The following is a 24,618-nucleotide window of genomic DNA, read 5'->3' as shown; positions in this document are numbered from 1 at the left end:
GATGGTTGAACAGCCGCGATCCCGCTCTATTTTTGAGGCCTGATGACCGCGTCGAAGCTTCCGTCATCATTCAAATGGCCGGTCGCCCAAGCCACTCCGCGCGCGACCAGATTCAAATAGCGCTTATCGGCAATGGTGTTCTCGTTGTGTGCCAACGTCAAGCTGAACACTTTCGCCTTGGCCGGCCCATACTCATGGGTCCAGGCCACCGTGAACTGCTGGCTGCGCTCGCTTTCCTTCACCGCGTTCGGCTGGATGCCCGCCAGGATCGGCGTAACGCCGAAATCCGTCAGATTGTTGTAGAGCTCTTCATTAGGCGTGGTCCACAGCTCCAGCCCCTTGGCGATCGGGTGCCCCGTGTTGATCGCGCTGAGTTTGATCGGCGACTGCGGCCCGTGACCGGTGGACTGGATGCCGGTGAACGCGAACCACCGCGCATCGGCGGCACCCGGCTTGGCCGGCTCACGCCAGGTTTCCAATCGGTAGGAATGCATCGCGCAGTGCAGGTTGACGGCCGGGACGCCGCGCCGATGCGGCGCCAACGCACTGTCGAGCGCGACCGTGTCGCCCGGTTGGGACGAGCACTCATTGTGGATGATCACGTCGTAACCATCGCCATAGTTCGCGTTGCCGATGATCGGACGTCTCTCGGCCCCGTTCGTCTCGTTGAACAAGTGCGACACCTCGACATTGAGCGCCGCCTCCAGCCCGTCCTCCAGCAGACGCCGTTGTTCGGGATAGTTGTGGTATCCGCCGCCGCTGACGATCAGCACACGCAAGGGCTTGGCGGGCGCCGCCTGGACCGGCAGCGCGAGCAAGGCTGTGGCGGCGGCGAGCGCCAAGGCGATATTCTTCATATGGGCAAAAGTGATCGAAGTGGCAAGGGAAGTCAACTATAGCGGGGCTCCGGGGTCAGGTCCACCATTTCCACACAAGCCGATGCATAGGCGCGTCCTGTTGCGCTGCCGCGCATCGCCAGCGGTGCTAACATGGACATTTACTCATCAACGTGGGAGGCATCATGGCTTTGGAACACGCGAAACCGGGAGAAGTCATCGCATTGGCACACGCGGGCGAGGACGTCTCGACCTTTTCTTCAATCGCGCTCACCAAGACCGAGCAAATCGAATTGATCCGTCTCGTGCTGCCCGCCGGGAAAGAGATGCCCGAGCACCATGTCAAAGGCGACATCACCTTCCAATGCCTGTCCGGTGAGATAGCGTTTATCACGCGCGGTCAGCCCACCACGCTCAAGGCCGGTGAGATGTTGTACGTGGAAGGCGGCGCCCCGCACGCGGTCCGCGCGCTGGCCGATTCGGTGGCGCTGCTCACTATCGTCCTGCGCCACTAGGCCGGGGGCCAACCGACCTTCGCGGCACGACGCAGACTGGCTTTGACCACCATGCGATGAAATGGGGCAATCACCATGATGTAGACGCGCCCCAAAAGGTTGTGGCAATGCACGACCGTGGACATCGTCAGCTGGCGGCCACTGTCGGGCGCCGCACCCGTCGAACATAGAACCGACAGCCTGAAGTCAAGGTGCTTGTCGTCCTCCCCCAGCACGATCTCGGTCGCGTTGGTGCTGTAGATCTTGAAGATTCCGACACGCTCGGACGTCTTCGCCCCGGCAGCGACCACCGCCAACTGCTTGCTCGTCTTCAGACCGAAACCGGCGACGATCACATCCCGCAGGGCGAGGAGCTTTCCCACCCAGGCTGGCTGGTGCGCGAAGATAAACCTTGCCAGCAAATCCGGATCGTTGGAGGCGTTCAAGGGCAGTCGTATCGCAAAGGCGTCGGCAAGATTGACCGACCGATACACATGGGTGACGCCAGACTCGACAGGAAGCGCGACCGGCGTCGCGAGCGTGAATTCATTGACCATGTGTACACCTTCGAGATTGAGCGAATGAAGATGACTTCCGCTGCGCGCGTATCCGCACAGGCGCATGACAAGATTAACACTTTAATAGCGATCGCATTGAAACGCCTCGCGTCCTGTTGCTCTGTCGAGCATCGCAAGCGGTGCTAAGATGAAAACACCACTAGCGCGTACCACCGCGAAAGGACATGTCATGGACGAACTGATCGCCAAGGCGGAAATGCTCATTGGATGCACCGCGAAGGAAGCCTTCCAGGCTTTCGCCGAACCCGAACGCATTACCAAATTCTGGCTGAAAAGCACCACCGGCCCGCTCGCGCTTGATGCGAGCGTGGAATGGGAGTTTATGGTGCCCGGCGCCATCGAGCACGTCGTGGTGACAGCGTTTTCTCCACACGACCGCATCGCCTTCACGTGGTCCGGAGGCAAGCTGGACGTGGACCTCAAGTTTTCCGAGACAGCAAGTGACGTCACCGTTGTCGGCGCCGAGGTGCGCGGTTTTGAGCGTGACAATGGCATCAGTCAAGTGGTCGACGCCACCGAGGGATTCAGCATCGTATTGTGCGACTTGAAGATCCTCCTCGAAACCGGACGCTCGGCAAATCTGGTGAGGGACAAGGCCGAGTTGATCCAATGCGCAGCCCCCTAGCGCGCTGATCGCAGGCGCCGTGCGCCAAGTCAATCCTCAAGGAGAAAAATCGCAATAACATGCGAAGGCCCCCTTACGCATGTTGCCGCCGCGTTCAATGCGGACTAAAAAATGAACGCGATTAAAAGTTCCCTGCTGATGTCGTTCGCCGAGAAGTACACCGTGCTGGTGATCGGCATGGCCGGCGGCATGATCATCGCGCGGCTGCTGACACCAGGCCAGATCGGCATCTTCTCGATCGGCGCCGTCGTCGTCGGCATCACCCAGATGGTACGCGATTTCGGCGTCGGACAATACCTGATCCAGGAAAAGGACCTGAGCCCGGAACGCCTGCGCGCCGCCTACACGCTGACGATGCTGATCTCCTGGAGCATGGCCGCCCTGCTCGCGCTGGCCGGCGATCCGGTCGCGGCCTTCTACGACGAGCCCGGTGTCGGCGAGGTCCTGCGCGTGCTGGCGCTCAACGTCCTGCTGATCCCGTTCGGCTCCATCACGCTGCCCGTGCTGCGCCGGCAACTGCGTTTCCGCGCGCTCTACTGCATCAACGTCGCCAACGCGCTGGCCAACCTGCTTGTCTGCCTGGTGCTGATCAAACTGGGCTTGGGCTACCTGAGCCTGGCGTGGGCGGCGGTCGCCGGCAGCTTGGTGACGGTGCTGGCGAGCCTGCCGTTCCGGCCCGCCGACATCCCCTGGCTGCCCGGCTTCACCGGCATGCGCAAGCTGCTGCGGTTCGGCGCCTACGCGACCGGCTCGAACGTGATCGACGAATGCGGTGTCGCCGCGCCCGACATGATCATCGGCAAGCTCATCGATGTCGAGGCGGTGGGACTGTTCGGCAAGGCGCAGGCCACCTTGAATATCTTCAACATGCTGATCACCCGCGCCGTCACGCCCGTGCTCCTGCCGCTGTTCGCCGCCAACGTCCGCGACGGCCACGACGTCAAGCGGCTATATCTGCGCACCGTCGCCTATATGGCGGGGCTGGCGTGGCCGTTCTTCGCCGTGCTGGCCGTGCTGGCCACGCCGCTGACACGGCTGCTGTACGGCCCGCAGTGGGATGCCAGCGCACCGCTGGTGCGCATCATGTGCATCTCGACCGCCACGTTCTGCCTGTTCGGCATGGCGCGCGATCTGTTCGTCGCCATGGGACAGGTGCGGCTGCGCGCCCAACTGGAGGCGGTCGGCGTATCGGTGCGCGTCGCCGGCATCGTCGTGGCGGCGCCGTTCGGGCTGGAGGCGGTGGCCTGGAGCATCGCCGCGACATCGCTGCTGCGTTCGGCGCTGCTGTACCGCGGCCTGGCGGCGCTGACCGGCATGCGCGTCGCCGAACTTGGGCGCGGCGTGGCGCGCTCGGCCGTCCTGACGGGGCTAACGGTGGCCGGCCCGGCGCTGCTGATGCTGTCACCCGGCCTCGACGACACCAGCCCGCTTGTCCTGCTCGCGCTCGCAGGTACCGCAGCGCTGGCCTGCTGGGTGGCGGGGATAGTCTTGCTCAACCACGAGATCAAGCCGGACCTGATGGCGACGGCGCGCCCGCTGCTGCGCCGTTTGCTGCCGAAGCCGGCACGGCGCTAGGAAACGATATGCCACTACACTCCGTCATCATGCCCGTCTACAACGGCCAGACCTATCTGGCCGAGGCGATCGACAGCATCCTGCGGCAGACCTGCGCGGATCTCGAACTGATCATCGTCAACGATTGCGCCACCGACGACTCGGCGGCGATCGCGGCCGACCATGCCGCGCGCGACACAAGGGTGCGCGTGGTGTCGACGGCGGTCAATTCCGGCGCGCCCGCGCTGCCGAAGAATGTCGGGCTGTCGCTGGCGAGGGGCCGGTACATATCCTTCTGCGACCAGGACGACGTGATGCTGCCGGACAAACTGGAACACGCCACGCGCGTATTCGAACAGCATCCCGACCTCGACATCCTCTTCGCGGACTTCGAACCGTTCGGCCATGCGCTGCGCGGGCAGCGCGGCTACCTGGCGCACAAAGAGTTCACATCGAAGGCGCGGGCCTACCTCGAGCCGCTGGGGGACGGGCTGTACCGGTGCCGCAACTTCTGGGGTTGCATGGCCGGCCTGCAGACCGGCATGAGCACGCAGACCATCCTGTGCCTGCGCGAAGTCATCGTCGGCCAGCGCTTCGACGTCCGTTACCGCATCCTGGACGACATCTCGATGTGGTACCGGTTCGCGGAGACGGCGCGGATCGGCTTCCTCGACCGCACCGTGGCCCGATACCGCCATCACGACCAGGCGCTCACGACGGACGAAGCCCTGCTCGCGCGGGAGACGCTCGCCTTCCACAAGGAAAATTACTTCCGCCAATCCCATCTGTTCAACGCGGCCGAGAACCAAAGGTATCGCAGCATGCTCGCCGGATTCCTGATCCGCGTGGCCTCGTGCCCCAACGTCAGCAAGCTGGAACAGCGCGCCCATCTTGCGCAATCGCTGATTTTCGAGGTTCGCCTAAGCACGTTGCGCTGGCTGCTGCAAACATTTGCGTGACTTGTCGCCAATAAGCCGCACCCTCCCAGGAAGAAATCCCGCATGCGGTGAGCGGTGTTAAACTTTCTTCCATGCATTCACCGTTCACGTCACACTTTTCAGCGGACACACAGCCCGACACGTCGCGCCGGACCTCGCTACTGGCCTTGGCCGCATTGGCGCTCGGTACGCGCGACGCGCTGGCGGCGTCCGACCCGATGGTTTACCGCTACTGGGACTGGGGCAAAACCCCCAAGCGCGATCAATACCAGACCGCCGCGCTCAAACTGGCCCTGCAAAAGACAACGCCGGCCTATGGCCCGTTCTCGGTGGTGCATGTGGTCGATACGATGAGTACCTCGCGCATCCGGCGCGAAATCCACTCCGGCAAACGCATGAACGTCCATGCCGGCCCGTGGCGCGACCTGGACGCCGACGACCCGGAGGAGCGCGCCATCATGGTCGGCACGCCCGTCCTGAGCGGCTTGCTGGGCTACCGCCAACTGATCGTGCGCCGCGACGACCTGCCGAAATTTCAGGCAGTCACCTCCGCCGCGCAACTAAAACGCTTGGTGGCCGGACAAGGCCGGGGCTGGGTGGATAACGCCGTGTTGCGCCACAACGGCTACCAGGTCGTCGACAGCGGCAACATCGCGACCTTGCTCGACATGCTGGTCAGCCACCGCTTCGACTACCTGCCGATCAGCGTGGTCGAAGCGGATTTCCTGATGAAGGAACACGCGCAACTGGCCGACACGCTGGCGCTGGTGCCAGGGTTGATGCTGTATTACCCCTTGCCGGTGGTGTACTACGTCAGCGCCAACGAGCCGCGGCTGGCGCAACGGCTCGAGACGGGTCTGTCGATGGCCAAACGCGACGGCTCGCTGGACGCGCTGACCGTGCGCTACTTCGCCAAGGAAATCGAACTGGTGAAAGCCAGCGCCGACCGCTGCTTCACGCTGGCCCATCCGCTGCTGCCGAAAATCTATGCGTCGGAGCCGCCGCGATTGCTGGGCCGCTAGCGCCGCGCCGGAGCCATGAAAAAAGGCCGGGTCCCGCATGCCACGCGGAACCCGGCCTTTCTCTTCGAAGCGGACTTAGAAAGCCATCCGCACGCCGAGGTTCACACGGCGGCCCACATCTTCCAGGGTCAGGAACTGGCTCTCGTTGTTGGCGTACTCGCGCATTCTCGCGTTGTTCAGATTGATCGCGTCGAGGTAGAGCGAGATCTTCGGCGTGATGTTGTAACGCAAGCTGGCATCGGTCTGGCCATACGCCGCGCGGTTGCGCGGCATGGTGCTGCCGCCGCCGCAATCGACCGAGAAGTGGTTACGCCAGTTGTAACTCACGCGCGCCGAGAACTGGGTGTTCTCGAAGAACAGCGAACCGTTGTACGACTGCGGCGACAGGCCTGGATAACCGCAGGCCGGCGCGCCGCCCGCACGCTCGGCGCTGGCGTCCACGTAGGTGTAGTTGGCGGACACGCCGAAGCCCTGCAGCCAAGGGATCGAGTCGTCGAAGGCGTACTGGCCGGCGATCTCGATACCCTTGATCTTACCTTTCTGGCCGTTGCGCACGCGGGAGTCATGCACCACCTCGTCGAACTGCGGTATGCGCATGTCCTGCAAGGTCGTCTCGAGGAAGTCGGACACCTTCTTCATGAATACGGCCGTGCTGACATAGTTGGTCTTCGACAGATACCATTCATACGAAATGTCGAAGTTCTTCGACTGCATCGGCTTCAGGTACGGATTGCCGCCGCCGGTCTGCACGTCGCCGAAGCGGCCGCCGTACCAGTTGTCCACGCTCATCTGGCTCAACGTCGGCCGGGTCTCGGTCTTGGAGGCGGCGAAGCGCAGCAGCATGTCCTTGGTCAGGTCGACTTTCAGATTGGCCGACGGCAGGTAGCTGTTATAGCTGTTGTCGACGGTGATGATCTGGTACGGGCCCCACTGCGAAATGAAGGTCGTGTCGTTCGGGCTCTTGACCGCCGACAGCAGCACGCGGCTGGTGCCGGTGGAGGTCGAGTTCACGCGCACCATGCGCATGCCGGCGTTGGCCGACCAGCCGCTGCCCTCCCAGCGCGTGTCGAGGAACAGGCTCTTGACCTTCTCCTCCACGCCCCACGACGACGGCTTGGTGTAGTCGATCGCCATCGGGCCGTTCGGATACTTGGTCTTGTCCGAATACAGCGCCGGATCGTTGGACTGCGGCAGCAGCGACGGCTGGTTCAGGTAATTGATGTAGGCGTGCGGGTCGAAGCGCAGATACGCCGACGGCACCTGGGCGCCGCCGCCGATGAAGTTTTCCAGCGGCGTCACCGTGAACAGGCTGGCCGGCAAGCTCACGTGGTAGCCGCTGAAGGCGTTCCACGAGTCGCTGCTGTAAGTAAGGCGGCCGACCTCGCGCTGCGAATACGCGACGCCGGTATCGGCGCCCTTGAAGAAGCCCATGTCGTGGTCCCACGACAGGTTCATGCGTCCCTCTTTCAACTTGTCGTGGAGGTTGACCTGGCCGTTGGAGACGGCGTGCGCGCGCACCGCCGTCGGGTCGGCCAGGCCGTCGCCGAAGGTGATGCTGGGCGTGCCGTTAAAGCTGAGCACGTCGCCGTTTTTCGGCACCATGCCGGCCACCACCCACATGTCCGGCGTGGCCGACGTCGAGCGCGAGGTCGACACGTCGCCCTCCAGACGCAATTCGTCGGAGAGCTTCCATTTCGAGTTCAGGCCGAAGGCGCGGGTGATCGACAGGCGGTCGCCGCCCTTGACGATCATGTCGTTGGAGGCCGCTTCGCCGAGCAGCTTGCCGGGGCCGGCGATGGCCGGGTTGTTGGCGAAGAAGGTGGAACCGGGACGCAGGAAGCTGGTCACCTGATCGTTGTTATCGTACTTTACTCCCAGCTGGACCGGGTTGTTCCAGTCGCTGACGGCGATCACATCGTTTTTCTGGTCCAGACGCGAAAACAGGGCGTCGGCGCTCAGCTTCCACGTCGGCGACGGATTGTATTGCACGGCCAGGTTACCGACCAGGCGCTTGCGGCTTTCCTCCTCCTGCTGGAAGCCGTAGCTCTGCGGCATGTACAGCTTGCGGGTGGTGACGTCGGCCATCGTCAAGCCGCGCGAGTTCAGGTCGCCGTTGATCATCGACACGTCGCGGTAGTTCCAGGCGTCGGTGATGGCCTTGTTCTGCTTGGACGAGCGGTCGGTGTAGGACACCGAGCCGGCCACGCCGAAGGTGCGCGCCTCGTTGGCGAACGAATACATGCCGCTGGCGTTGGGCGTGTACTTTTTCGAGTTGTCGTCATAGGAGCTGGACGCGTTGAACACGGTCGAATGCCCCACCTTGCCCGACAGCGGACGCGCGGTCTGGATATCCACCGTCGAACCGATGCCGCCCTCGGGCAGGAAGGCCTGCGAGGTCTTGTAGACCAGCACCTTGGAAATCAGGTCGGACGACAGCATGTCGAACGAGAACTCGCGGCCGCCGGTGTCGCTGGTCATGGTGCGACCGTTGACCAGCACGTTGTTGAACTCAGGTCCCAGCCCGCGCACCGAGATGTAGCGGCCCTCGCCGCCGTTACGCTGGATCTGCACGCCGGTCACGCGTTGCAAGGATTCGGCGATATTGGTGTCGGGGAATTTGCCGGCGTCCTCGGCCGAAACGGCGTCGACCACGCCGTCCTGCATGCGTTTGGTGTTCAGCGAGGAACTGAGGGAAGCGCGAATACCGCTGACGACCACTGTCGCCGAGGGATCGACTACCGGCTGGTCGGCCGTTTGCGCGTTGGCGCTGAGGGAAATCACCATTTCGGCGATGAGGGCGGCTAATACGGTCTTCCGCATACGGGTCTGAGGCGATGTCATTGTTGTCTCCTATGTTGTTATTGCAGTCCTTTTTTGTACTTGCCATGGCTGCATGACTTTCATATTACGCCCCCCTTAACAATGCCAATCTATCATTTATTTGCAAATTCATATTCCAAAATCATATAACTAGCACCGGAGCTTTTTGTCATGAACCAGCAAATGAAAAAAGCCAACCCTTGATGGATTGGCTTTCGGCACTCCTACAGACACTTCAAACCGCCTACGCGGTCGCCGGTCGCAGGACGGTTTGACCGGCGCCGCGCTGGGCCAGCCGGGCCAGTGGCGCCTCTACGCAGCTGAAGAAAAGGGCTCCCGCGGCCAGGCTGGCGGCCCACGCCACGAGCATGCCAAACGCCTGCAATTCCGGCTCGGGGGGCACGAAACGGGTGAAAGCCGCGTTCACCAATAGACATACCGGAAAATGTATCAGAAACACCGAATACGATATCCGAGCCAATCCGTTGACCATCGACCACATTTGACCATTGGATGTTGTTTTCGCGCGACCAAACAGAACCAAAACACAGGCGACCGCCATCGCCAGCGCGATACGGCTGCGGAAATCGAGCGCCTGGGCGGCGATCACCGGCAAAAAGGCCATTCCCACCAGCAACGCGGCGGCGCCCGGTTTGCGGCGCGGATCGCCGGCCCACCAAGCCATCAGCCCCAGGCCATAGCTGCCGAAGAAATACGGCGCCCAGTTATCCCAGTCGGCATCCAGATTGAAGTACACAAGGGAAAGCGCGACGGCCAGCGAGATCATGCTTGGCATCAGCCACGGCAGCCGACGCTCGGCGGCGAAGCGCCCCCCGAGCCACAACATCAGCGCCATCAGCGCGTACAGCTGAAAATCGATGGCGACATACCAGGCGCCCGCCGACAAGGAGGGATATCCCAGCACGCCATGCAACAACAGCGCGTGCGCGGCAAGCTGGCTCAAGCTGGCGGGCTCCGAGATGGAATCGTGTGCCATTAACTTACCGGCCAGTATGGAAGCGGCGGCGGCCAGCAAGGTGGCAACCATGAACGGTGGCGCCAGCTTGACGTAGCGCCGCCAGATCGCCCCGATTGGGTCGGCCAAGCCGGCGTGGCCGGTGGGCGCAAGGGATTTGGCGGCCAAAAAGCCGCCGATGACGAGAAAGGCCTGGACCGCGATGCGCGCGCTGTCACCCAGCCACTCTATTAGCGCCGGCAACATAGGCCGCACGTGATCGGCCATCGGACCATAGAAGGCGAGATGATGCAGCACGATCAGCTGCGCCGCGCCCGCCTTCAACAAATTGATCAAGCCGAATTGCGATGGCGGCCGTTTCTCCGCCCCGACCGCTCCTTTTACCACTAGCGTCATTCCCGTCCCTTGCCATGCCAAAACCATTCAACAACATGTCGAGAAGCAATTAAATTGCTGTCAATGTTGTAGACCGGTCGCTATCATAGCTGAGGCTGGCATATCGGTGGCGCGCGCATGGCCGCGTTACCGTTGAGGAATCAACGTTTCTTCATGATCGATCCGAGCACGCCACGGATGATTTCGCGGCCGACCTGGGAGCCGATGCTGCGCACGGCTGACTTGACCATCGCCTGCACCGCCGTGTCGCGCTTGCCGCTCTGGCCGAACAAGCCGCCCAGCACGTCGCCGAACATCGAGCCGCCGGCGGCCTCCTGCGGTTGCTGCTGCGATGGCTGCCGCGTTGACTGCGCCGGCGATGTCCCACCTCCGGCGGCCGCGTCGGGGGCGTCCTGCGCGGAGCGGGCGCCGGCCGCCACCCGGCCGTTCAGCTTTTCATAGGCCGACTCGCGGTCGATCGTCTTTTCGTAGACGCCGGCCACGATGGAACCGTCGATGGCGGCCTTGCGCTCGGCCGCGTCGAGCGGGCCGAGCTGGCTGGCCGGCGGCAGGATGAAGACACGCTCCACCATGCGTGGCGCGCCCTTCTCGTCGAGGAAGGACACCAGCGCCTCTCCCACGCCCAGTTCGGTGATCACCTGCGAGACATCCAGCGCCGGATTGGGGCGGAACGTCTCGGCGGCCGCCTTGACCGCCTTCTGGTCGCGCGGCGTATAGGCCCGCAGCGCGTGCTGGACGCGGTTGCCGAGCTGGCCCAGCACCGTGTCCGGGATGTCGATCGGATTTTGCGTGACGAAGAACACGCCCACGCCCTTGGAACGGATCAGGCGCACCACCTGTTCTATCTTTTGCAGCAAGGCCTTGGGCGCGTCGGTGAACAGCAGATGCGCCTCGTCGAAGAAGAACACCAGCTTCGGCTTGTCGAGGTCGCCCACCTCGGGCAGGTTCTCGAACAGCTCGGACAGCATCCACAGCAGAAACACCGCGTACAGGCGCGGCGCGTTCATCAGCTTGTCGGCGCTGAGGATGTTGATCACCCCCTTGCCGCGCGCGTCGGTCTGCAGCAGGTCGTCGATGTTGAGCATCGGCTCGCCGAAGAACTGGTCGCCGCCCTGCTCCTCGATGGCGATCAGGCCGCGCTGGATGGCGCCGATGCTGGCCGCGCTGATGTTGCCATAACTCGTCTTGAAATCGGCCGCGTTGTCGCCGACGTGCTGCAGCATGGCGCGCAGGTCCTTGCTATCGAGCAGCAGCAAACCGTTGTCATCGGCGATGCGGAACACCAGTTGCAGCACGCCCTCCTGCGTATCGTTCAGGTTGAGCATGCGCGCCAGCAGCAGCGGGCCGAGGTCGGAAACGGTCGCGCGCACCGGATGGCCCTTTTCGCCGAACACGTCCCAGAAGGTGACCGGGCAGCCGGCCCACTGCGGCGTCTCCAGCTTGAGCGCGGCGAGGCGCGCGCCCATCTTCTCGCTCAGCGCGCCGGCCTTGGCGATGCCGGACAAGTCGCCCTTGACGTCGGCCATGAAGACCGGCACGCCGATTTCGGACAGCGACTGCGCGATCTTCTGCAAGGTCACGGTCTTGCCGGTCCCGGTGGCGCCGGTGATGCAGCCGTGGCGGTTGACCAGGTTGGACAGCATATCCAGTGAAAGAGTGTCGTTCTTCGCGATGGTGATAGGAGTCGGCATGATCGTTGTGGGCAGCTATATGTTGGAGAAACGATCATACCGCAACTGCGCTATCATGCATTCCACCGCAGCGGCGAAGATCGCTAACTCAAGCGCCCATCTAAACCACGTAGGGCGGATTAGCGACAGCGTAATCCGCCAAGCTCCGCCGACGGCTTTCGCGAATTGCGGCACTCCGGCGCACCCAGACAGATAAATCATCCCAGGCCCCAATTGAGCAAACGAAAATTCAAACCAGATGTCATCGGCATCGCCATCGCACTCGCCACGCTTGCCGTCAGCACCGCTGCGCTGAACGGCGGCTTTTCGGGAGGCCAATCGCACTGCGGCACTTACAGTCTCGACTGCGTGGGGATTGCCGGCGTGCTGATGCTGATCGGAACGCTGATCGGACTGGCAACCGCACTGATCAGCTTGATTCGGAGCGGCGGAGGCTCATGGTACGGTTGGATCGCGTTATTTCTGAACGGAGTGCCGGCGCTGTTCTTGCTCGTCCTTGCGCTCCAAATCGCGATGAGATAGCACCGACCCGGTTGCTCCTCCATGCCCCAACGCTTGAGTCGGGACAACCCGATTTGTTTCGGCCCGGCCTATCCTGAATGTCTCGATACATAAAGGAGTAGCGAAATGACGACCGGCTTGAGCACCATTGCCCGCGAATAATCAAGCGAGTATGTACGGCATATACTCTACAGGGACTTTTTCGTTGCCGGATATCGTTCCTCCAGACACCGTTCGATTCCTGTTCTTTGGCGGCGTAGTGTGGAGCTTGAAAATGTCTGACCACAAAATGTTAAGGTTTCCCGTCCTGTCCGATCCGCACGGAGTTCGTCGGCCATTCAGCTTCCATCGCCAATTCAAACTGAACAGCGCCCCAACAGTTACCCCGTCGTCACGGACAAGCTAAGTCAAGGCGCCCGAAATAAGCGAAGCGCGCCAAAGTTTGCCAAGCTTCACTGGAAGACAGGCCGGAAGAAGCTGCGCTCGTAGCTGAGGATGCAGCGGGTTTCCTCCGCGTACTTGAACGCGGCCTGGCACGCCGGGTCGTTCATCGACTTTGCTCGGTAGTCTTCATACGCGGCGAGCGAGGGAAACGTGAACATCGCCAACGCCACGTTGTTGGCGCCTTCCGACGGAAGAAAATATCCATGATGCTGACCGCCAAATTTTTCCACCAGCGGTATCCAGATTTTGCCGTAGCGCTCAAATTCGTCGAGCTTGTATGGATCAATCACGTAGCGCAAATAGCAGGTAACCATGGAATCTTTAAGTGTAGGCGTCGAGGGCTAACTATAATATAAAAAAACAAATACGCCTGCTATTTGTATAGGTCAAACGGGACTTTTTCGCGTGTGGCGAGCTTCACGTACGCAGCAAATACATCAAGTCCTCACGGTCGCGCCCCGGTGGCTGGCTGTAGAGACAGGTATCCACGCCCAGCCGCGCGCCATTGGCCTCGTCCAGGCTGAAGCCACGCACATCCTGCGCGCGCTGGATCAGATGGACTTCGTAGCACATATCCACGCCACATTGCAGCGCCAGCATGGCCGCCAGCCGGACCGCGCCACTGTTCCCGGGCAGGAAGCGGTCGTAGGCTTCCCGGTCCAGCGGTCCTATCCGCAGCCGCACGCGGGCGTCGCAGCGATACAGCCGCTGGCCCAGCAACACACCGCCGCCGAGATCGACATTCGCCATGCCCAACCGCGCCTGGTCGCCGGCGGGCAAGTCCAGCCACTCCCCCACCAATTGCTCCACCGCGAACGGCACGTCGAAGTATTCCGCATACATGCCGGCCATCAGTGGCGCGGAGACCGCCCGGCTGCGGATCTGCATGGCATAGAACGCCATCGTCTCGCGCTCGATGCCGTCGTCGTCCGCTGCGAAACACGCGCCCGCCAGCGACGTCAGCATGCCCATGAACGCGTCGCCCCCTTCCGGCATGGCCATGCACTCCGGCCGGTGCCTGGCCCAGGCCTCGTAAAACATGTCCAGCGCGCGATGCGAGAACATGTCGAGAAACGCCCTCGGCCCGCCGTCGCTGTTGCCTTTCTCGTGGCGGTTGATACGCTCCGAATAATGCAGCGGCAAGCTGCCTTGGCCGCCCAGCAATCCCATGAACGCGGGCGTGATGCGGATGCCCTTGTCGTCGCTGCTGACGTTGTCGATCTGGCTGGGCGGGAAGCCCAGCGACAGCCGGTTGCGAAAGCGCACGTCGCCGGCGCCGCCCTCCTGCTGCCGCGCCAGCGCGATCAGCCGCACCGCCTGGAAGAACTCGAAGCGGTGGGGTTCGGCCAGCAGCTCGCCGATCAGGCCAAGCTCAACGCGCCATTGCGGGGCAGACATCGCAGCAACTCCTTTCCATTGATACCGGAGACAACCACCAGCTGGGTGTAGCTGTTCAGATGGACGTGCAACCCAAACAGATGCTCGAGCAGTTGCGCGAAGATATGCAGCCCGGTGCCGGCGAACGCCTCCTCGTCCAGCATGACCGTCACCTCGGTGCCGCGCAGATACGCGCTACCCCGCGCTTGCCGCACCAGCTTGGTGGCGGGCCGGTGCGACAGGCCGACGATGCCGTCGATCTGGCGCTGGGAAACGGCATTGTCCCGCCGCGCATAAAGCCGCAGCATCTCCGTCAACGCCGGCAATCCCTCATGCGTCAGCGCGCGGTGGCTGAGCGCCAGATGACTGATCAGTCCCCACTGGCCATTGCCGTTCGCGCTCAGCCGGTACGAGGTGGTCGGCCGGCGCAGCACGCGGATCGGAAAGTCGCCGGCGGCCGCCTCCGTGGCCAGGTCGCCACGGGGCCGGCCGTATTCCATGTAATGGGGCAGATCGCGGTTGGTGCAGGTGGTGCGCACCGACGCCGTGGCGTGCTCGTCGCGCAACGGCGAAAAGTCGTGGTCGACCAGGGTCAGCGAAAGATCGTGGCCCGCGCCGCCGGCGGTGGGCGCCTCGTCGCGGCTGGCCAGCCAGTAGCGGCCCTTGCGGCTGGCCGCGCCGCCATGACGCAGCGAATAGTATGGAAAGAACTCGGCCACACGGTCGCCGTCCGGCGACGGCCGCACCAAATGCACCGAGTCGATGCTGTAGATCTCGCTGCCGCCGGCCGGCATCTGGTCGGGCATCAGCGGATAGCTGCTGCGCGCGTGGGTGACGCGAATCGGCGTGGCCGGCTGCGCGTACAGATTGACGATGGGCGTGCAGCCGAGCACCAGATTGTCCGCCAACAGCGCGCGCAGGATGCGTGGGGCGGGCATGTCGGGCCGGCAGCCGGCCAGCGCCAGCCGCAGTGTCAAACGGCCGCAACCGGCTGGCACGTCGGCCAGCACGGCGCCGAGGTCGATATCGAAGAAGTCGAATTTTTCAGGGAAGGCGAAGTACTCGCCGAGCAGCCGGTAGCCGCCGTGCTCGGAGGCGGCGGCCGGCAACAGCGCCTCGTCATCGGCAAAGCCGACCGGCATTATCGGCGACCCGGACAACACGCTCCACCGGCCGTCCGCCTCCACGCAGGCGCCGGCGGCGCGCAGGAACAGCGTGTCGCGCAAGGCGGCGCGCAGCGACGGTTCGCCATCGATGAACACCCTCAGCCTCGACAGTCCGTCCAACGCCGGGCCAAGCGCGCAGCCGACACTTTCCAGCGTGATGCAAATGGCCGCGGCGGCGTCCGCCGGTAGCGGCAGCCCCGGCGGCACCTCGATGTGCGGCTCGAACCATGCGGCACCGATCGCCACCGGCGCGACCGCGACGTCGTAGACCGTGCGGAAGCGGCACGCCACCTTCGCCTGTCCCAGCGCCGTCATCGCCGTGCCGCGCGGCAGTATGCTGACGCCGGCGATCTCGCCGGCCCTGGCGCCGCCATGGTCGACGCGCGCGATCGAACACGACGGCATCGGCCGCAGGTAGTGCGGGTACAGCATGCCGAGCAGCGCTTCGGTGAAGCCGGCATAGCCGTCGTCGAGCAGCTTGGCCACGCGCGCGTTGAGGACGGCGGCCCCCTGGATCAGGCGGTCGACATGCGGATCGGCGCCGCCCTCGGCTGCCGTCCCCAGGCTACCGGCCAGCTTGGGATAGCGCCCGGCAAACTCGGCGCCGGCCTGCCGCAGCAGACCCAGTTCACGCTCGACATACGGCAGCAGTTTTTCCATCGTGGCATCCGTAACTAGCCGTGCGTCCCCAGCCGTGATGGCGATGGTCGAACCGCACAGGCTGTCGATCATCGCATTGCCACCGAAGAACTTATTGACATGTAGCAATAACAAGGCGCCATGTCGCTAGTCGCGCAACACTTAGCGCAGTCGCTTGCGCGGCCACAATTCGCCCGGCCCGGATATCTCTAACCTGTGAATTCCTCTTTATTTTTCATCGTAATTTTTCACCATAACTAGACAGGGATGAGCGACATGGCGACAGCGACCAAAGATGAGAACCAGGAACTCTTCGAGCAGACGATCCGGTCGCTCGAGGCGCAGCTTGCCAACGCCGGCGCCCATTTGACCATCGACGCCTCCGCCCGCCTCGCCTACGCGCGCGAGATCAAGCACATGGCGGACCGGCTCCGCACCGAGGCGTTCACCGGCAGGATCACCTGGGCCCAGGCGGCGCAGCAAGCACAGCAGACGCGCAACACCGTCATGACCATCATCCGTTCGCGCAGCACGTCGGTGGGCCGCGCGGTGGCGCAGCGCATCAAGGCGCAGGGCTACACGCTCAACGAGTTGGTGGCCCGCCAGACCACCCGCATGTACGGCCCCGGCGCGACCTTCGCCCGGCTGACCGCGTCACAGCGCAACATCGTCTACGCGTCCATCGTCAGCTCGGCCGGCAAGTCCAATCCGGCGGTCACGCAAACGATGTCACGCCTGTCGTACGTGGGGCGCGGGGTGATCTTCGTGTCGCTGGGATTGTCGATCTACAATGTGGCGACCTCGACCAACAAAGTGGCGGCGACCGGCAAGGAAATCGCCATCAACGGCGCCGGCATCGCGGGCGGCATGGCCGGCGGCGCGCTGGCCGGCCTGGCATGCGGGCCGGGCGCGCCGGTTTGCGTTACAGTGGGAGCTTTCGTCGGGGGCGCGCTGGCGGCCTTCGGCGTCAGCTCAATCTGGTAGACCATCATGAAACTGTTTTCGACAGACGACCTCTCGATCCGCCCCCGGCAGGCCATCGACGACCTGCCGCGCAGCGAACTCATACTCTACGGCGAAACCACGGAAAAAATCGTCGAAGGCGCGGTGCTGGAAGCGGCCGTTTGCTGGAAGGGCCACTTCCTGATCTTCCTTACCGACGACATCGTCCACGAAGACACGCTGCGCATCTACCTGCTCGATCCCAAGCTCGACATCGTCGACGCCGCGCGGCTGGGCGCGATGTACTCGACCGGTGCCTTCACCGGCCTCGAACTGGTCGAACCCAATATCGTCCACTTCGACTTCTTCGGCGCCACCACTTGGACCCTGGAGCTGCTCGACGAGCAATCCTTTGCCGTGCCGATGGTCTCCGACCCCAAAGGCGTGACCCGGCCGTTCAAATTATCCTGCCGCTTCAAGCTGCACGGCGACCCGCAGCCAGATGCCTGATCAACGCCGGAACTTTTTCGGCTGACGCTTGCGGGCGGCCGAGTTCTGGTCCTGCAAAATCGCATCGACGCGCTCCGACGCTTCGCGCGACAGCTTTTGCGCCAACTCCGTGTCCGGGAAATACTCCGGCTGGCGATAGGCCAGCCAAGCGTAGGCCGAATACAGCCGGCAGGCGTCCTCCACCTCCTGCAAGTTCATGAAATGCAGCGGATTCTGCTCCGGCTTGAGGCGCGTGATTTTCTTGTGCGCCAGCGCGGTGGCCCAGCCTTCCCACGCGTGCTGCAAGGTGTGTACCTTGGACGAGATCGGCACCAGCGACAGCGCGAACTTCTCCGCCACCGTCAACTGCAAGGTATCGAGCCAGGCCGCACGCTCGAACTGGTCCTCGGTGATGCGCGGGTAGAAGAAACCGTCCGGCACATCGATGTTGTGCACGAAGCGCTTGAGCAGCTTGGCCAGCCCATGCTCGTTGGTCACCGATGAAATCCGGTGTAAATGTTCCAACGTTGGCGCCACGGCAAAGCCGGTGGTTTTCAGCGGCACCGGCTTCTCCTGCAACAGCGAACGCATCACATTATGCGTCTCGTTGTCGTAGCCGGCCACCAGGCCCTCCTCATGCACGCCGAAGCGCCCGGCCCGGCCGGCGATCTGCCTGGCCAGCGCCGCGGGAATCTCTTCCTCTTCATATCCATTGTATTTAACGGACGTAGTCATCACGATGCGCGCAATTGGCATATTCAGCCCCATGGCGATGGCGTCCGTACCGACCACCACGTCGGCCGCGCCCTCGCGGAAGCGCTGGGCCTGCGCGCGCCGCACCTCCGGCGACAAGTTGCCGTAGACGGTGGCCACCGACAGGCCGACCTCGGTCACCATGTCGCGCCACATCAGCACTTCCCGGCGCGAAAAGCAAATGACGGCGTCGCCGCGCCGCAGATTGGTCAGCTTGCGCACGGCCGACGGCTCCATCGACAGCGGCCCCTTGCGCTTCAACACATGCACTTCCAGCTCGCATTCGAGCCGCGCGGCCAGCACCTCGATGGCACGGCGCGCCTCCGGCGCCCCGACCAGGTAGACGGTATGCGCCGGCGCGCCGCAGACGGCGGCGGTCCAGGCCGAGCCACGGTCGCGGTCGGCCAGCATCTGGATCTCGTCGATCACGGCCACATCGACCGGCGTGCGGGTATCGAGCATCTCGACCGTGCTGGCGACGTGGGTGGCGCCGGCGACCAGGCGCCGCTCCTCGCCGGTGACCAGGCTGACGGCCAGCGGCCTGCCGTGCTGCTCCATGCCCTGCAGGCGCTCGTAGTTTTCCAGCGCCAGCAGCCGCAATGGCGCCAGATACACGCCGCTCGGCGCCTTGGCCAGCGCCTCGATGGCCTGGTGGGTCTTGCCGGAATTGGTCGGCCCCAGCAGCGCGATGAACTTGCGCTTGATGCGGCGGGCGACGTCGAAGGACGCCGGATATTCGGCCAGATTGATGCTTTGCCGGGTACGCTCGGCGTGCTGCTCCTCCATTTCGCGCTCGACCGCGTGTTCCAGCCGCTGGCGGATGCGGTCGAACACCGTGCCGGCCGGCTCGGAGATCTGCATGTCGGCCAGGGCCTGCAGGAAAGGTTGCGGGTCCAGGTCGCAATCGTCGCAGGCATCGGCCATCTCGCGGACGAAGTCGCCAACATACCCGTGCAGTTCGGCGACGACGGCATCGCTGGCGCGCTCGCGCAGCAGCGCCGACCTTGCGTCGCCATCCATCTTGCGCCACTTGGACGGCTTGGCCAGCACGCCTTGGGCCGGCACCAGATCGTAGGGGTAATGTGTGCCGTTATACTCGACAATGCCGGTCAGGCGTAAAAACACCCGCCCTTCCATCCGGGACAACAAAAACCCCTTGGCCGTCAGCCCGAGCTGGCGCATCAGGTCGTCGTCGTTTTCTTGATCTGCAATGTCTGTCATGGTGCTGCCTTGGCGAGTCCGTCTATGTTCGAGCGATACCGCCAGATTATATCGTGCCGCTCCAGCGCCCGTTTTTTGTATTTCCCAATGATATCTGGCACCATACGCGGTTCCGACCGCCGGCCAGCCCTCAAATCACCGCAATGCCTCAAACCATAATCGCCCCCGTCCAGCATGAATTGCTGATTAAAAAAAGCCGCTTTATTGCCTGCGTGCAGCCAATGACGGACCGGGCCGCCGCGCAAAAAGTGGTGGCGGAATTATGGACGCGACATCCGCAGGCCGCGCATGTTTGCTGGGCATTATTGGCGGGCGGTCAATCGGCGGCGGTCGATGACGGTGAACCCAGCGGAACGGCCGGAAGGCCAATGCTGGATGTATTAAGACATCAGGATCTGGAGGGAGTATTGGCCACCGTCGTGCGTTATTTCGGCGGCGTTAAATTGGGGGCGGGCGGTTTGGTGCGTGCTTATACCGACAGCGTCGCGCAAGCTTTATTAGGCGCCGAGAAAATCGCGATTATCAAGCTACGCCATTTAATCTGCACCGTGCCGTATGCGATGGAAGGAATGATGCGGCGCGAAATCGAAATGGTGGGCGCCACCCTCGATAATGTATCCCACGCGGATGACGTCAGGTTTGAATTCAGCCTGGCGGATGACGCCTCCGATTCATTCATTGCCCGCCTTAACGAAGCTGGCCATGGTCGTATCCTCTGGATCGATCCCGACGAGGATGCGGGGCACGAATAAGCAAACCCGTCTTCCGCCCCTCGCAAGCTCGATTTTGGTATATTCGCGCCAATAACTGGCACGCTCTACCTGGGAACGCCCACCCAGGTGGCCCGATGCCACAAAGTTTCGAACGGTCCCTGCTGATGATTCTTCAGCCACCACACGCTGAACTGCCGTTGTAGCAGGGCCAGCGCTATCCCTATCGCCAAGGCATAACTCGCGCCGGTATATTGATACATTCCCAAGCCGAAGCCATAATAAATCCAGGTGCCGACGATCGATTGCACGATATAACTGGTCATGCTCATCTTTCCCAATGGCGAGAAGAATGCCAGCCATCGCCAGAAATAAAACAGCAGCGCAAAGCCGGACACCAGCACCAGCATAAAGGCCACATTCGACCACGACGTGACAATCACCAGCAATGGGCGTTGAATCGCCTGACCTGCGATCCACCATTCCGGATTGGATTTCAGCAGATAGAATGGAATAAACACCAGTACCGAGATAACCAGCGTCCGCAACCAGAACGCCTTATTTTCGGGCGAGGTTTTGAATACGCCTTTTCTACCAGCGAGCATCCCCAGCATGAACAAAGCCGGTATCTGGAACATACGTCCATTCTCCCAGCTCCAGCGCAAAGCCGCGACTTTACCGTTGGTCAGATTACCCCACCACACATCAAAGACCGAACCGTTCGCCATATATTCAGCTGTACGGCCGAAATAAGCCCACGATGCGGGATCGGCCAGTTTCTCGTCCGGATTTGGCAGCGCCTGGAAAAACTCCAGCCATGCATAAGGTTGCAGCAGCAGTATCACGGCGATGGCCAGCACGGTCCCGCTGCGCAGGCGCGCGACCGGAATCAGCGCCAGTCCCATCACGGCGTAAAAACTCAGGATGTCACCCTGGTAGAACATGGAGTTGAACAGACCGAATGCCAGCAGCAACGCCAGGCGCCATGCGAAACGGGGCCGAAAATCCTCGCCGCGCTGCTCGCGGCTATGCCACTGAATATAAAAGGTGATGCCGAATAGCAGGGCGAAGATGGCGTAGGACTTCCCGCCGAACAGGAAAAACATGCTGTCCCAGATCATTTTGTCGACCACTTTCAGCCACTCGGGCAAGCCGCTTGGAGAGAAGTAGAAGTCGAAATGCTCGATGTTATGGAGCAGCATGATCGAGACGATGGCGAAGCCGCGCAGCGCATCGATCACGTCTAGACGGGAAGAAGTGGCGTTCATCGGTTCCATTTACCTTGGCAAAATGAGCAGAATGCCAAGTTTATATGGAAACGGTACCAGTAGTAAGCGATTTCGGGGAGCGCGGCACTGCATTTCGCAGGCCCGATCGCCGGAAAACTCCAGCCGCCACGCATATCCCCTGTCATTCGGCCGTCACACTTGCGACCTAAAGTAGCGGGGCCGTACAGCAAATTGGTAACACGAAGACAACAAACCACCGCGCATCTCCGGCGCGTGTCCCTCAACGTCCTCACACGAACTCTATGACCTCACGACGCAAATTCCTCCTCAACGGTGCCCGCGCGGGTATCGCTGCCGGCGCCTACGCGGCCTTCCCGCCGTCGATACAGCGCGCGCTCGCCATCCCGGCCAACAATGCGACCGGCACCATCCGGGACGTCGAGCATGTGGTGATCCTGATGCAGGAGAACCGCGCGTTCGACCATTATTTCGGCACGCTCTCCGGCGTGCGCGGCTTCGGGGACCGTTTCCCCATCCCATTGCCGGAGGGCCGCAACGTCTGGCAACAGCGCACCGGGAACGGCAACGTGATATCGCCTTTCCATCTGGATGGCAGCACCGGCAACGCACAGCGCGCCAGCGGCACGCCGCACGACTGGCTCGACAGCCAGCTGGCCTGGGACAACGGCCGCATGGACCAGTGGCCGCGCTACAAGAATCCGATTTCGATGGGCTTTTTCAAGGAAGCCGAGCTGCCGTTCCAGTTCGCGCTGGCCAATGCGTTCACCTTGTGCGACGCCTACCACTGCGCGATGCACACGGGTACCGACGCGAACCGCTCGTTCTTCCTGACCGGCACCAATGGCGCGGTGCCGACCGGCACCGCCTTCGTCAGCAACGAGTGGGACGCCATCGACGGCCTGCTCGGCGGCGTCGACACCGGCTACACCTGGACCACCTACGCGGAACGTCTGGAAACCGCCGGCGTGCGCTGGATGAGCTACCAAAACATGCCGGATGAATGGGGCGACAATATGCTGGGCGCGTTCCGGCAATTCCGGCGCGCCAACATCGCCTCGGGCTATCCCGTCTCCAGCGGCGGCTCGCCCGGCCGGCCCTACACCAACACCGGCCAGGCACTGCCCTATCACGCCTACGATGCGGCGACCGACAACGCCAACAACCCGCTGTACAAGGGTGTCGCCAACACCCTGCCGGGTACCCAGCCCGAGCAGTACCTGGATGCGTTCAAGCGCGACATCCGCGAAGGCAAGCTGCCGCAGGTATCGTGGGTAAACGCGCCGTCGATTTACTGCGAGCATCCCGGCCCGTCCAGCCCGGTCCAGGGCGCGTGGTTCGTGCAGGAAGTCCTGGACGCATTGACGGCCAATCCCGAGGTCTGGAGCAAGACCGTACTGATCGTCACCTACGACGAGAACGACGGCTACTTCGACCATGCGCCCTCGCCGTCCGCCCCCTCGCCCGATGGCAAGGGCGGCTACGCCGGCAAGACCACGCTGTCGCAAGCCCAGCTTTCGCCCGAGTACTACACCCACGGGAAACCGGCCGGCAGCACGGGGCAGCCGGCTGCGGACGGCCGCGTCTACGGCCCGGGCCCACGGGTGCCGCTGTTCGTGATTTCGCCCTGGAGCCGTGGCGGCTGGGTCAACTCCCAGGTCTACGACCACACGTCGGTGCTGCGCTTCCTGGAAGCGCGTTTCGGCGTGCAGGAGCCCAACATCAGCCCGTTCCGCCGTGCCGTCTGCGGCGATTTGACGAGCGCGTTCAACTTTGCCACGCCCAATTCCGAGGCGCTGCCGCAGCTCGCCGGGAAAAAGAACAAAAGCCAGGCCGACGCCCTGCGCGCCGCGCAGCAGCGGCTGTCGCAGATCCGGCCGCCCGCCGCACCGAGCATGCCCGTGCAGGCCGCCGGCACCCGGCCGTCGCGCGCGCTGCCCTACGAGCTGGCGACCACCTGCGAGGTGCAGCCCGGCGCCACGATGAACGCCGTGCGCGTCGCCCTGGGCTTCTTCAATACCGGCCGCCAGGCCGCCGTCTTCCATGTCTACGACCGCAAGGACCTGGCCGCCGTGCCGCGCCGTTACACCGTCGAGCCGGGCAAATCGCTGTCGGATGCCTGGACGCCCGCGGTCGGCGGCGCCTACGACCTGTGGGTACTGGGGCCGAACGGCTACCACCGCCACTTCACCGGCAGCGCGCTGCGCGCCGTCGCGGCGGGCCAGCCGCGCCCGGACGTGCAGGTGCGCTGCGACGCGGCCACGGCGGAGCTGGTGGTCCGCCTCGTCAACGCCGGCGCCAGCGCCTGCACGTTCAACCTGAACGCCAACGCCTACGCGCCGCTCAGGCAGCTCCACACGGTAGCGCCACGCACCGAACTGGTGGTGCGCATTCCGGTGACGGCGAACGGCTGTTGGTATGACTTCAGCGCCACGGTGTCGGGCCAGCCGGACTACCTGCGGCGCTTCGCCGGCCGCGTCGAGACCGGCCGGCACACGATCAGCGACCCGGCCCTGGGCCAGGCTTAAGCACAGGCAAGCGGCCGGCGCGGCCGGCCGCCGCTTTTTTTTCAATTTACTTCAACAGGACACTCATGCATTCCATCATCCGTAAATTGGCCTTCAGCGCCGCCATCGCGCTGTGCGGCTCCGTCGCCTCGGCAGGCGTGCTTACTTTCGACGACATCGTCGGTCCCGACGGCTACGCCCACGTGCCCGACAACTACGGTGGACTGGACTGGTCGGCCTCCGGCCTGTCGGTGTTCACCGGCGAGCAGGCGCCCTTCACCCCGCATTCCGGCAACGGCAGGGTGACAACGGACTGGATCGACGGCGGCCCGGTCGCGAGCACCATTCGCTTCCTGGCGCCGACCGTCTTCAACGGCGCCTGGTTCTCGGGTTTCAGCGATAGCAGCGTGCGCTTTGATTTGTATAGCGGAAATCAACTGGTCGCCAGCTCCGCACTGCTGCAACTGTCGGACACGCCGGCCTACCTGGCCGCCGGCTGGCACGGCGCTATCGACGCTATCGTTGTGTCGAGCGGCTTTCAAGGATCTTATGTGATGGACGACTTGAGCTTCCAAAGCGCGTCGGCGGTGCCTGAAGCAGGCTCTATGGCGCTGATGCTGGCCGGGCTGGGACTCATCGGCGCGGTGCGGCTGCGCCGGTCCGGGCGCGGGGTTGGCGTGCTTCCTCGGTAA

At 63.2% G+C, this 24,618-nt stretch carries 21 protein-coding genes; 11 read left to right on the top strand and 10 right to left on the bottom strand.

Features of this window, described 5'->3' with window-relative positions:
- Positions 1-26: 26 nt before the first annotated feature.
- Positions 27-857, bottom strand: a complete 831-nt coding sequence (locus AC07P1_RS32260) for a ThuA domain-containing protein (RefSeq protein ID WP_494699683.1) — start codon at positions 855-857, stop codon at positions 27-29.
- 164 nt (positions 858-1,021) lie between these two features.
- Between AC07P1_RS32260 and AC07P1_RS32255 the strand changes: the two genes are divergently transcribed.
- The gene (locus tag AC07P1_RS32255; protein WP_494699682.1) at positions 1,022-1,351 is read left to right on the top strand and encodes a cupin domain-containing protein; all 330 of its coding nucleotides are present in this window, start codon (positions 1,022-1,024) and stop codon (positions 1,349-1,351) included.
- Here the strand turns inward: AC07P1_RS32255 and AC07P1_RS32250 are convergent.
- The gene (locus tag AC07P1_RS32250; protein WP_494699681.1) at positions 1,348-1,887 is read right to left on the bottom strand and encodes a DUF2867 domain-containing protein; all 540 of its coding nucleotides are present in this window, start codon (positions 1,885-1,887) and stop codon (positions 1,348-1,350) included. The two genes, AC07P1_RS32255 and AC07P1_RS32250, sit on opposite strands and share 4 nt — an antisense overlap.
- A gap of 190 nt (positions 1,888-2,077) precedes the next feature.
- Between AC07P1_RS32250 and AC07P1_RS32245 the strand changes: the two genes are divergently transcribed.
- The 4 genes from AC07P1_RS32245 (at position 2,078) to AC07P1_RS32230 (ending at position 6,047) form a co-directional block, all read left to right on the top strand.
- Positions 2,078-2,533 carry an SRPBCC domain-containing protein gene (locus AC07P1_RS32245; RefSeq protein WP_494699680.1) on the top strand — a complete coding sequence of 152 codons (456 nt, stop codon included), beginning with the start codon at positions 2,078-2,080 and terminating at the stop codon, positions 2,531-2,533.
- Positions 2,534-2,644: 111 nt separating this feature from the next.
- Positions 2,645-4,108 (top strand): lipopolysaccharide biosynthesis protein, encoded by a 1,464-nt coding sequence (locus AC07P1_RS32240; RefSeq protein ID WP_494699679.1) that lies wholly within the window; start codon positions 2,645-2,647, stop codon positions 4,106-4,108.
- 8 nt (positions 4,109-4,116) lie between these two features.
- Positions 4,117-5,046 (top strand): glycosyltransferase family 2 protein, encoded by a 930-nt coding sequence (locus AC07P1_RS32235; RefSeq protein ID WP_494699678.1) that lies wholly within the window; start codon positions 4,117-4,119, stop codon positions 5,044-5,046.
- 146 nt (positions 5,047-5,192) lie between these two features.
- A complete protein-coding gene (locus AC07P1_RS32230; protein WP_494699677.1) occupies positions 5,193-6,047 on the top strand; it encodes a hypothetical protein in 855 nt (284 codons plus the stop codon).
- A 75-nt stretch (positions 6,048-6,122) separates the two neighbouring features.
- Here AC07P1_RS32230 and AC07P1_RS32225 read toward each other — a convergent pair whose 3' ends face one another.
- The 3 genes from AC07P1_RS32225 to AC07P1_RS32215 all read right to left on the bottom strand — a co-directional run bounded on the left by AC07P1_RS32225 (position 6,123) and on the right by AC07P1_RS32215 (position 11,930).
- Positions 6,123-8,888 carry a TonB-dependent receptor gene (locus AC07P1_RS32225; RefSeq protein ID WP_494699676.1) on the bottom strand — a complete coding sequence of 922 codons (2,766 nt, stop codon included), beginning with the start codon at positions 8,886-8,888 and terminating at the stop codon, positions 6,123-6,125.
- Between the two features lie 223 nt (positions 8,889-9,111).
- Positions 9,112-10,239 (bottom strand): acyltransferase family protein, encoded by a 1,128-nt coding sequence (locus AC07P1_RS32220; RefSeq protein WP_494699675.1) that lies wholly within the window; start codon positions 10,237-10,239, stop codon positions 9,112-9,114.
- 140 nt (positions 10,240-10,379) lie between these two features.
- Positions 10,380-11,930, bottom strand: a complete 1,551-nt coding sequence (locus AC07P1_RS32215; RefSeq protein ID WP_494699674.1) for a helicase HerA-like C-terminal domain-containing protein — start codon at positions 11,928-11,930, stop codon at positions 10,380-10,382.
- A 213-nt stretch (positions 11,931-12,143) separates the two neighbouring features.
- Here AC07P1_RS32215 and AC07P1_RS32210 point away from each other — a divergent pair, with 213 nt between their 5' ends.
- Complete coding sequence (locus AC07P1_RS32210; protein WP_494699673.1) at positions 12,144-12,452, top strand: hypothetical protein; 309 nt, start codon at positions 12,144-12,146, stop codon at positions 12,450-12,452.
- A 431-nt stretch (positions 12,453-12,883) separates the two neighbouring features.
- Here the strand turns inward: AC07P1_RS32210 and AC07P1_RS32205 are convergent, their stop codons facing one another.
- From AC07P1_RS32205 to tssF, 3 genes are all read right to left on the bottom strand, one after another.
- Complete coding sequence (locus AC07P1_RS32205) at positions 12,884-13,189, bottom strand: NIPSNAP family protein (RefSeq protein ID WP_494699672.1); 306 nt, start codon at positions 13,187-13,189, stop codon at positions 12,884-12,886.
- 103 nt (positions 13,190-13,292) lie between these two features.
- Positions 13,293-14,273 carry a type VI secretion system baseplate subunit TssG gene (gene tssG, locus AC07P1_RS32200; RefSeq protein WP_494699671.1) on the bottom strand — a complete coding sequence of 327 codons (981 nt, stop codon included), beginning with the start codon at positions 14,271-14,273 and terminating at the stop codon, positions 13,293-13,295.
- Entirely contained in the window at positions 14,237-16,078 is a 1,842-nt protein-coding gene (gene tssF, locus AC07P1_RS32195; RefSeq protein WP_494699670.1) for a type VI secretion system baseplate subunit TssF, read from the bottom strand. Before tssF ends, tssG begins: the two co-directional genes overlap by 37 nt.
- A gap of 255 nt (positions 16,079-16,333) precedes the next feature.
- On the opposite strand from tssF, the gene AC07P1_RS32190 reads away from it, so the two are divergent.
- Positions 16,334-17,041: a hypothetical protein gene (locus AC07P1_RS32190; RefSeq protein ID WP_494699669.1), complete on the top strand. Its 708-nt coding sequence runs from the start codon at positions 16,334-16,336 to the stop codon at positions 17,039-17,041.
- A gap of 6 nt (positions 17,042-17,047) precedes the next feature.
- Positions 17,048-17,509 carry a hypothetical protein gene (locus AC07P1_RS32185; RefSeq protein WP_494699668.1) on the top strand — a complete coding sequence of 154 codons (462 nt, stop codon included), beginning with the start codon at positions 17,048-17,050 and terminating at the stop codon, positions 17,507-17,509.
- Here AC07P1_RS32185 and AC07P1_RS32180 read toward each other — a convergent pair whose 3' ends face one another.
- Positions 17,510-19,462: a helicase-related protein gene (locus AC07P1_RS32180; RefSeq protein ID WP_494699667.1), complete on the bottom strand. Its 1,953-nt coding sequence runs from the start codon at positions 19,460-19,462 to the stop codon at positions 17,510-17,512. It abuts the gene before it with no gap.
- Between the two features lie 143 nt (positions 19,463-19,605).
- On the opposite strand from AC07P1_RS32180, the gene AC07P1_RS32175 reads away from it, so the two are divergent.
- Positions 19,606-20,214 (top strand): IMPACT family protein, encoded by a 609-nt coding sequence (locus AC07P1_RS32175; protein WP_494699694.1) that lies wholly within the window; start codon positions 19,606-19,608, stop codon positions 20,212-20,214.
- A 65-nt stretch (positions 20,215-20,279) separates the two neighbouring features.
- Here AC07P1_RS32175 and AC07P1_RS32170 read toward each other — a convergent pair whose 3' ends face one another.
- Entirely contained in the window at positions 20,280-21,440 is a 1,161-nt protein-coding gene (locus AC07P1_RS32170) for a DUF418 domain-containing protein (RefSeq protein WP_494699666.1), read from the bottom strand.
- A gap of 263 nt (positions 21,441-21,703) precedes the next feature.
- On the opposite strand from AC07P1_RS32170, the gene AC07P1_RS32165 reads away from it, so the two are divergent.
- Both AC07P1_RS32165 and AC07P1_RS32160 read left to right on the top strand, forming a co-directional pair.
- The gene (locus AC07P1_RS32165) at positions 21,704-23,947 is read left to right on the top strand and encodes a phosphocholine-specific phospholipase C (protein WP_494699665.1); all 2,244 of its coding nucleotides are present in this window, start codon (positions 21,704-21,706) and stop codon (positions 23,945-23,947) included.
- A gap of 65 nt (positions 23,948-24,012) precedes the next feature.
- Positions 24,013-24,618, top strand: coding sequence for a PEP-CTERM sorting domain-containing protein (locus AC07P1_RS32160; protein ID WP_494699664.1), 606 nt, complete (start codon positions 24,013-24,015; stop codon positions 24,616-24,618).

The sequence above is a fragment of the Duganella sp. GW821-FHT07F09 genome (assembly GCF_059418705.1).
The sequence above is the reverse complement of the archived record's forward strand: the minus strand, read 5'-3'. Positions and strand labels throughout refer to the sequence as shown.

Excerpts from the sequence above, each read along its gene's own strand:
- tssF (WP_494699670.1), bottom strand. The coding sequence starts at position 16,078 with ATGGAAAAACTGCTGCCGTATGTCGAGCGTGAACTGGGTCTGCTGCGG.
- AC07P1_RS32260 (WP_494699683.1), bottom strand. The coding sequence starts at position 857 with ATGAAGAATATCGCCTTGGCGCTCGCCGCCGCCACAGCCTTGCTCGCG.
- AC07P1_RS32240 (WP_494699679.1), top strand. The coding sequence starts at position 2,645 with ATGAACGCGATTAAAAGTTCCCTGCTGATGTCGTTCGCCGAGAAGTAC.
- AC07P1_RS32255 (WP_494699682.1), top strand. The coding sequence starts at position 1,022 with ATGGCTTTGGAACACGCGAAACCGGGAGAAGTCATCGCATTGGCACAC.
- AC07P1_RS32160 (WP_494699664.1), top strand. The coding sequence starts at position 24,013 with ATGCATTCCATCATCCGTAAATTGGCCTTCAGCGCCGCCATCGCGCTG.
- AC07P1_RS32165 (WP_494699665.1), top strand. The coding sequence starts at position 21,704 with ATGACCTCACGACGCAAATTCCTCCTCAACGGTGCCCGCGCGGGTATC.
- AC07P1_RS32175 (WP_494699694.1), top strand. The coding sequence starts at position 19,606 with ATGCCTCAAACCATAATCGCCCCCGTCCAGCATGAATTGCTGATTAAA.
- AC07P1_RS32215 (WP_494699674.1), bottom strand. The coding sequence starts at position 11,930 with ATGCCGACTCCTATCACCATCGCGAAGAACGACACTCTTTCACTGGAT.
- tssG (WP_494699671.1), bottom strand. The coding sequence starts at position 14,273 with ATGTCTGCCCCGCAATGGCGCGTTGAGCTTGGCCTGATCGGCGAGCTG.
- AC07P1_RS32180 (WP_494699667.1), bottom strand. The coding sequence starts at position 19,462 with ATGACAGACATTGCAGATCAAGAAAACGACGACGACCTGATGCGCCAG.
- AC07P1_RS32190 (WP_494699669.1), top strand. The coding sequence starts at position 16,334 with ATGGCGACAGCGACCAAAGATGAGAACCAGGAACTCTTCGAGCAGACG.
- AC07P1_RS32185 (WP_494699668.1), top strand. The coding sequence starts at position 17,048 with ATGAAACTGTTTTCGACAGACGACCTCTCGATCCGCCCCCGGCAGGCC.
- AC07P1_RS32250 (WP_494699681.1), bottom strand. The coding sequence starts at position 1,887 with ATGGTCAATGAATTCACGCTCGCGACGCCGGTCGCGCTTCCTGTCGAG.
- AC07P1_RS32225 (WP_494699676.1), bottom strand. The coding sequence starts at position 8,888 with ATGACATCGCCTCAGACCCGTATGCGGAAGACCGTATTAGCCGCCCTC.
- AC07P1_RS32235 (WP_494699678.1), top strand. The coding sequence starts at position 4,117 with ATGCCACTACACTCCGTCATCATGCCCGTCTACAACGGCCAGACCTAT.
- AC07P1_RS32220 (WP_494699675.1), bottom strand. The coding sequence starts at position 10,239 with ATGACGCTAGTGGTAAAAGGAGCGGTCGGGGCGGAGAAACGGCCGCCA.
- AC07P1_RS32245 (WP_494699680.1), top strand. The coding sequence starts at position 2,078 with ATGGACGAACTGATCGCCAAGGCGGAAATGCTCATTGGATGCACCGCG.
- AC07P1_RS32205 (WP_494699672.1), bottom strand. The coding sequence starts at position 13,189 with ATGGTTACCTGCTATTTGCGCTACGTGATTGATCCATACAAGCTCGAC.
- AC07P1_RS32170 (WP_494699666.1), bottom strand. The coding sequence starts at position 21,440 with ATGAACGCCACTTCTTCCCGTCTAGACGTGATCGATGCGCTGCGCGGC.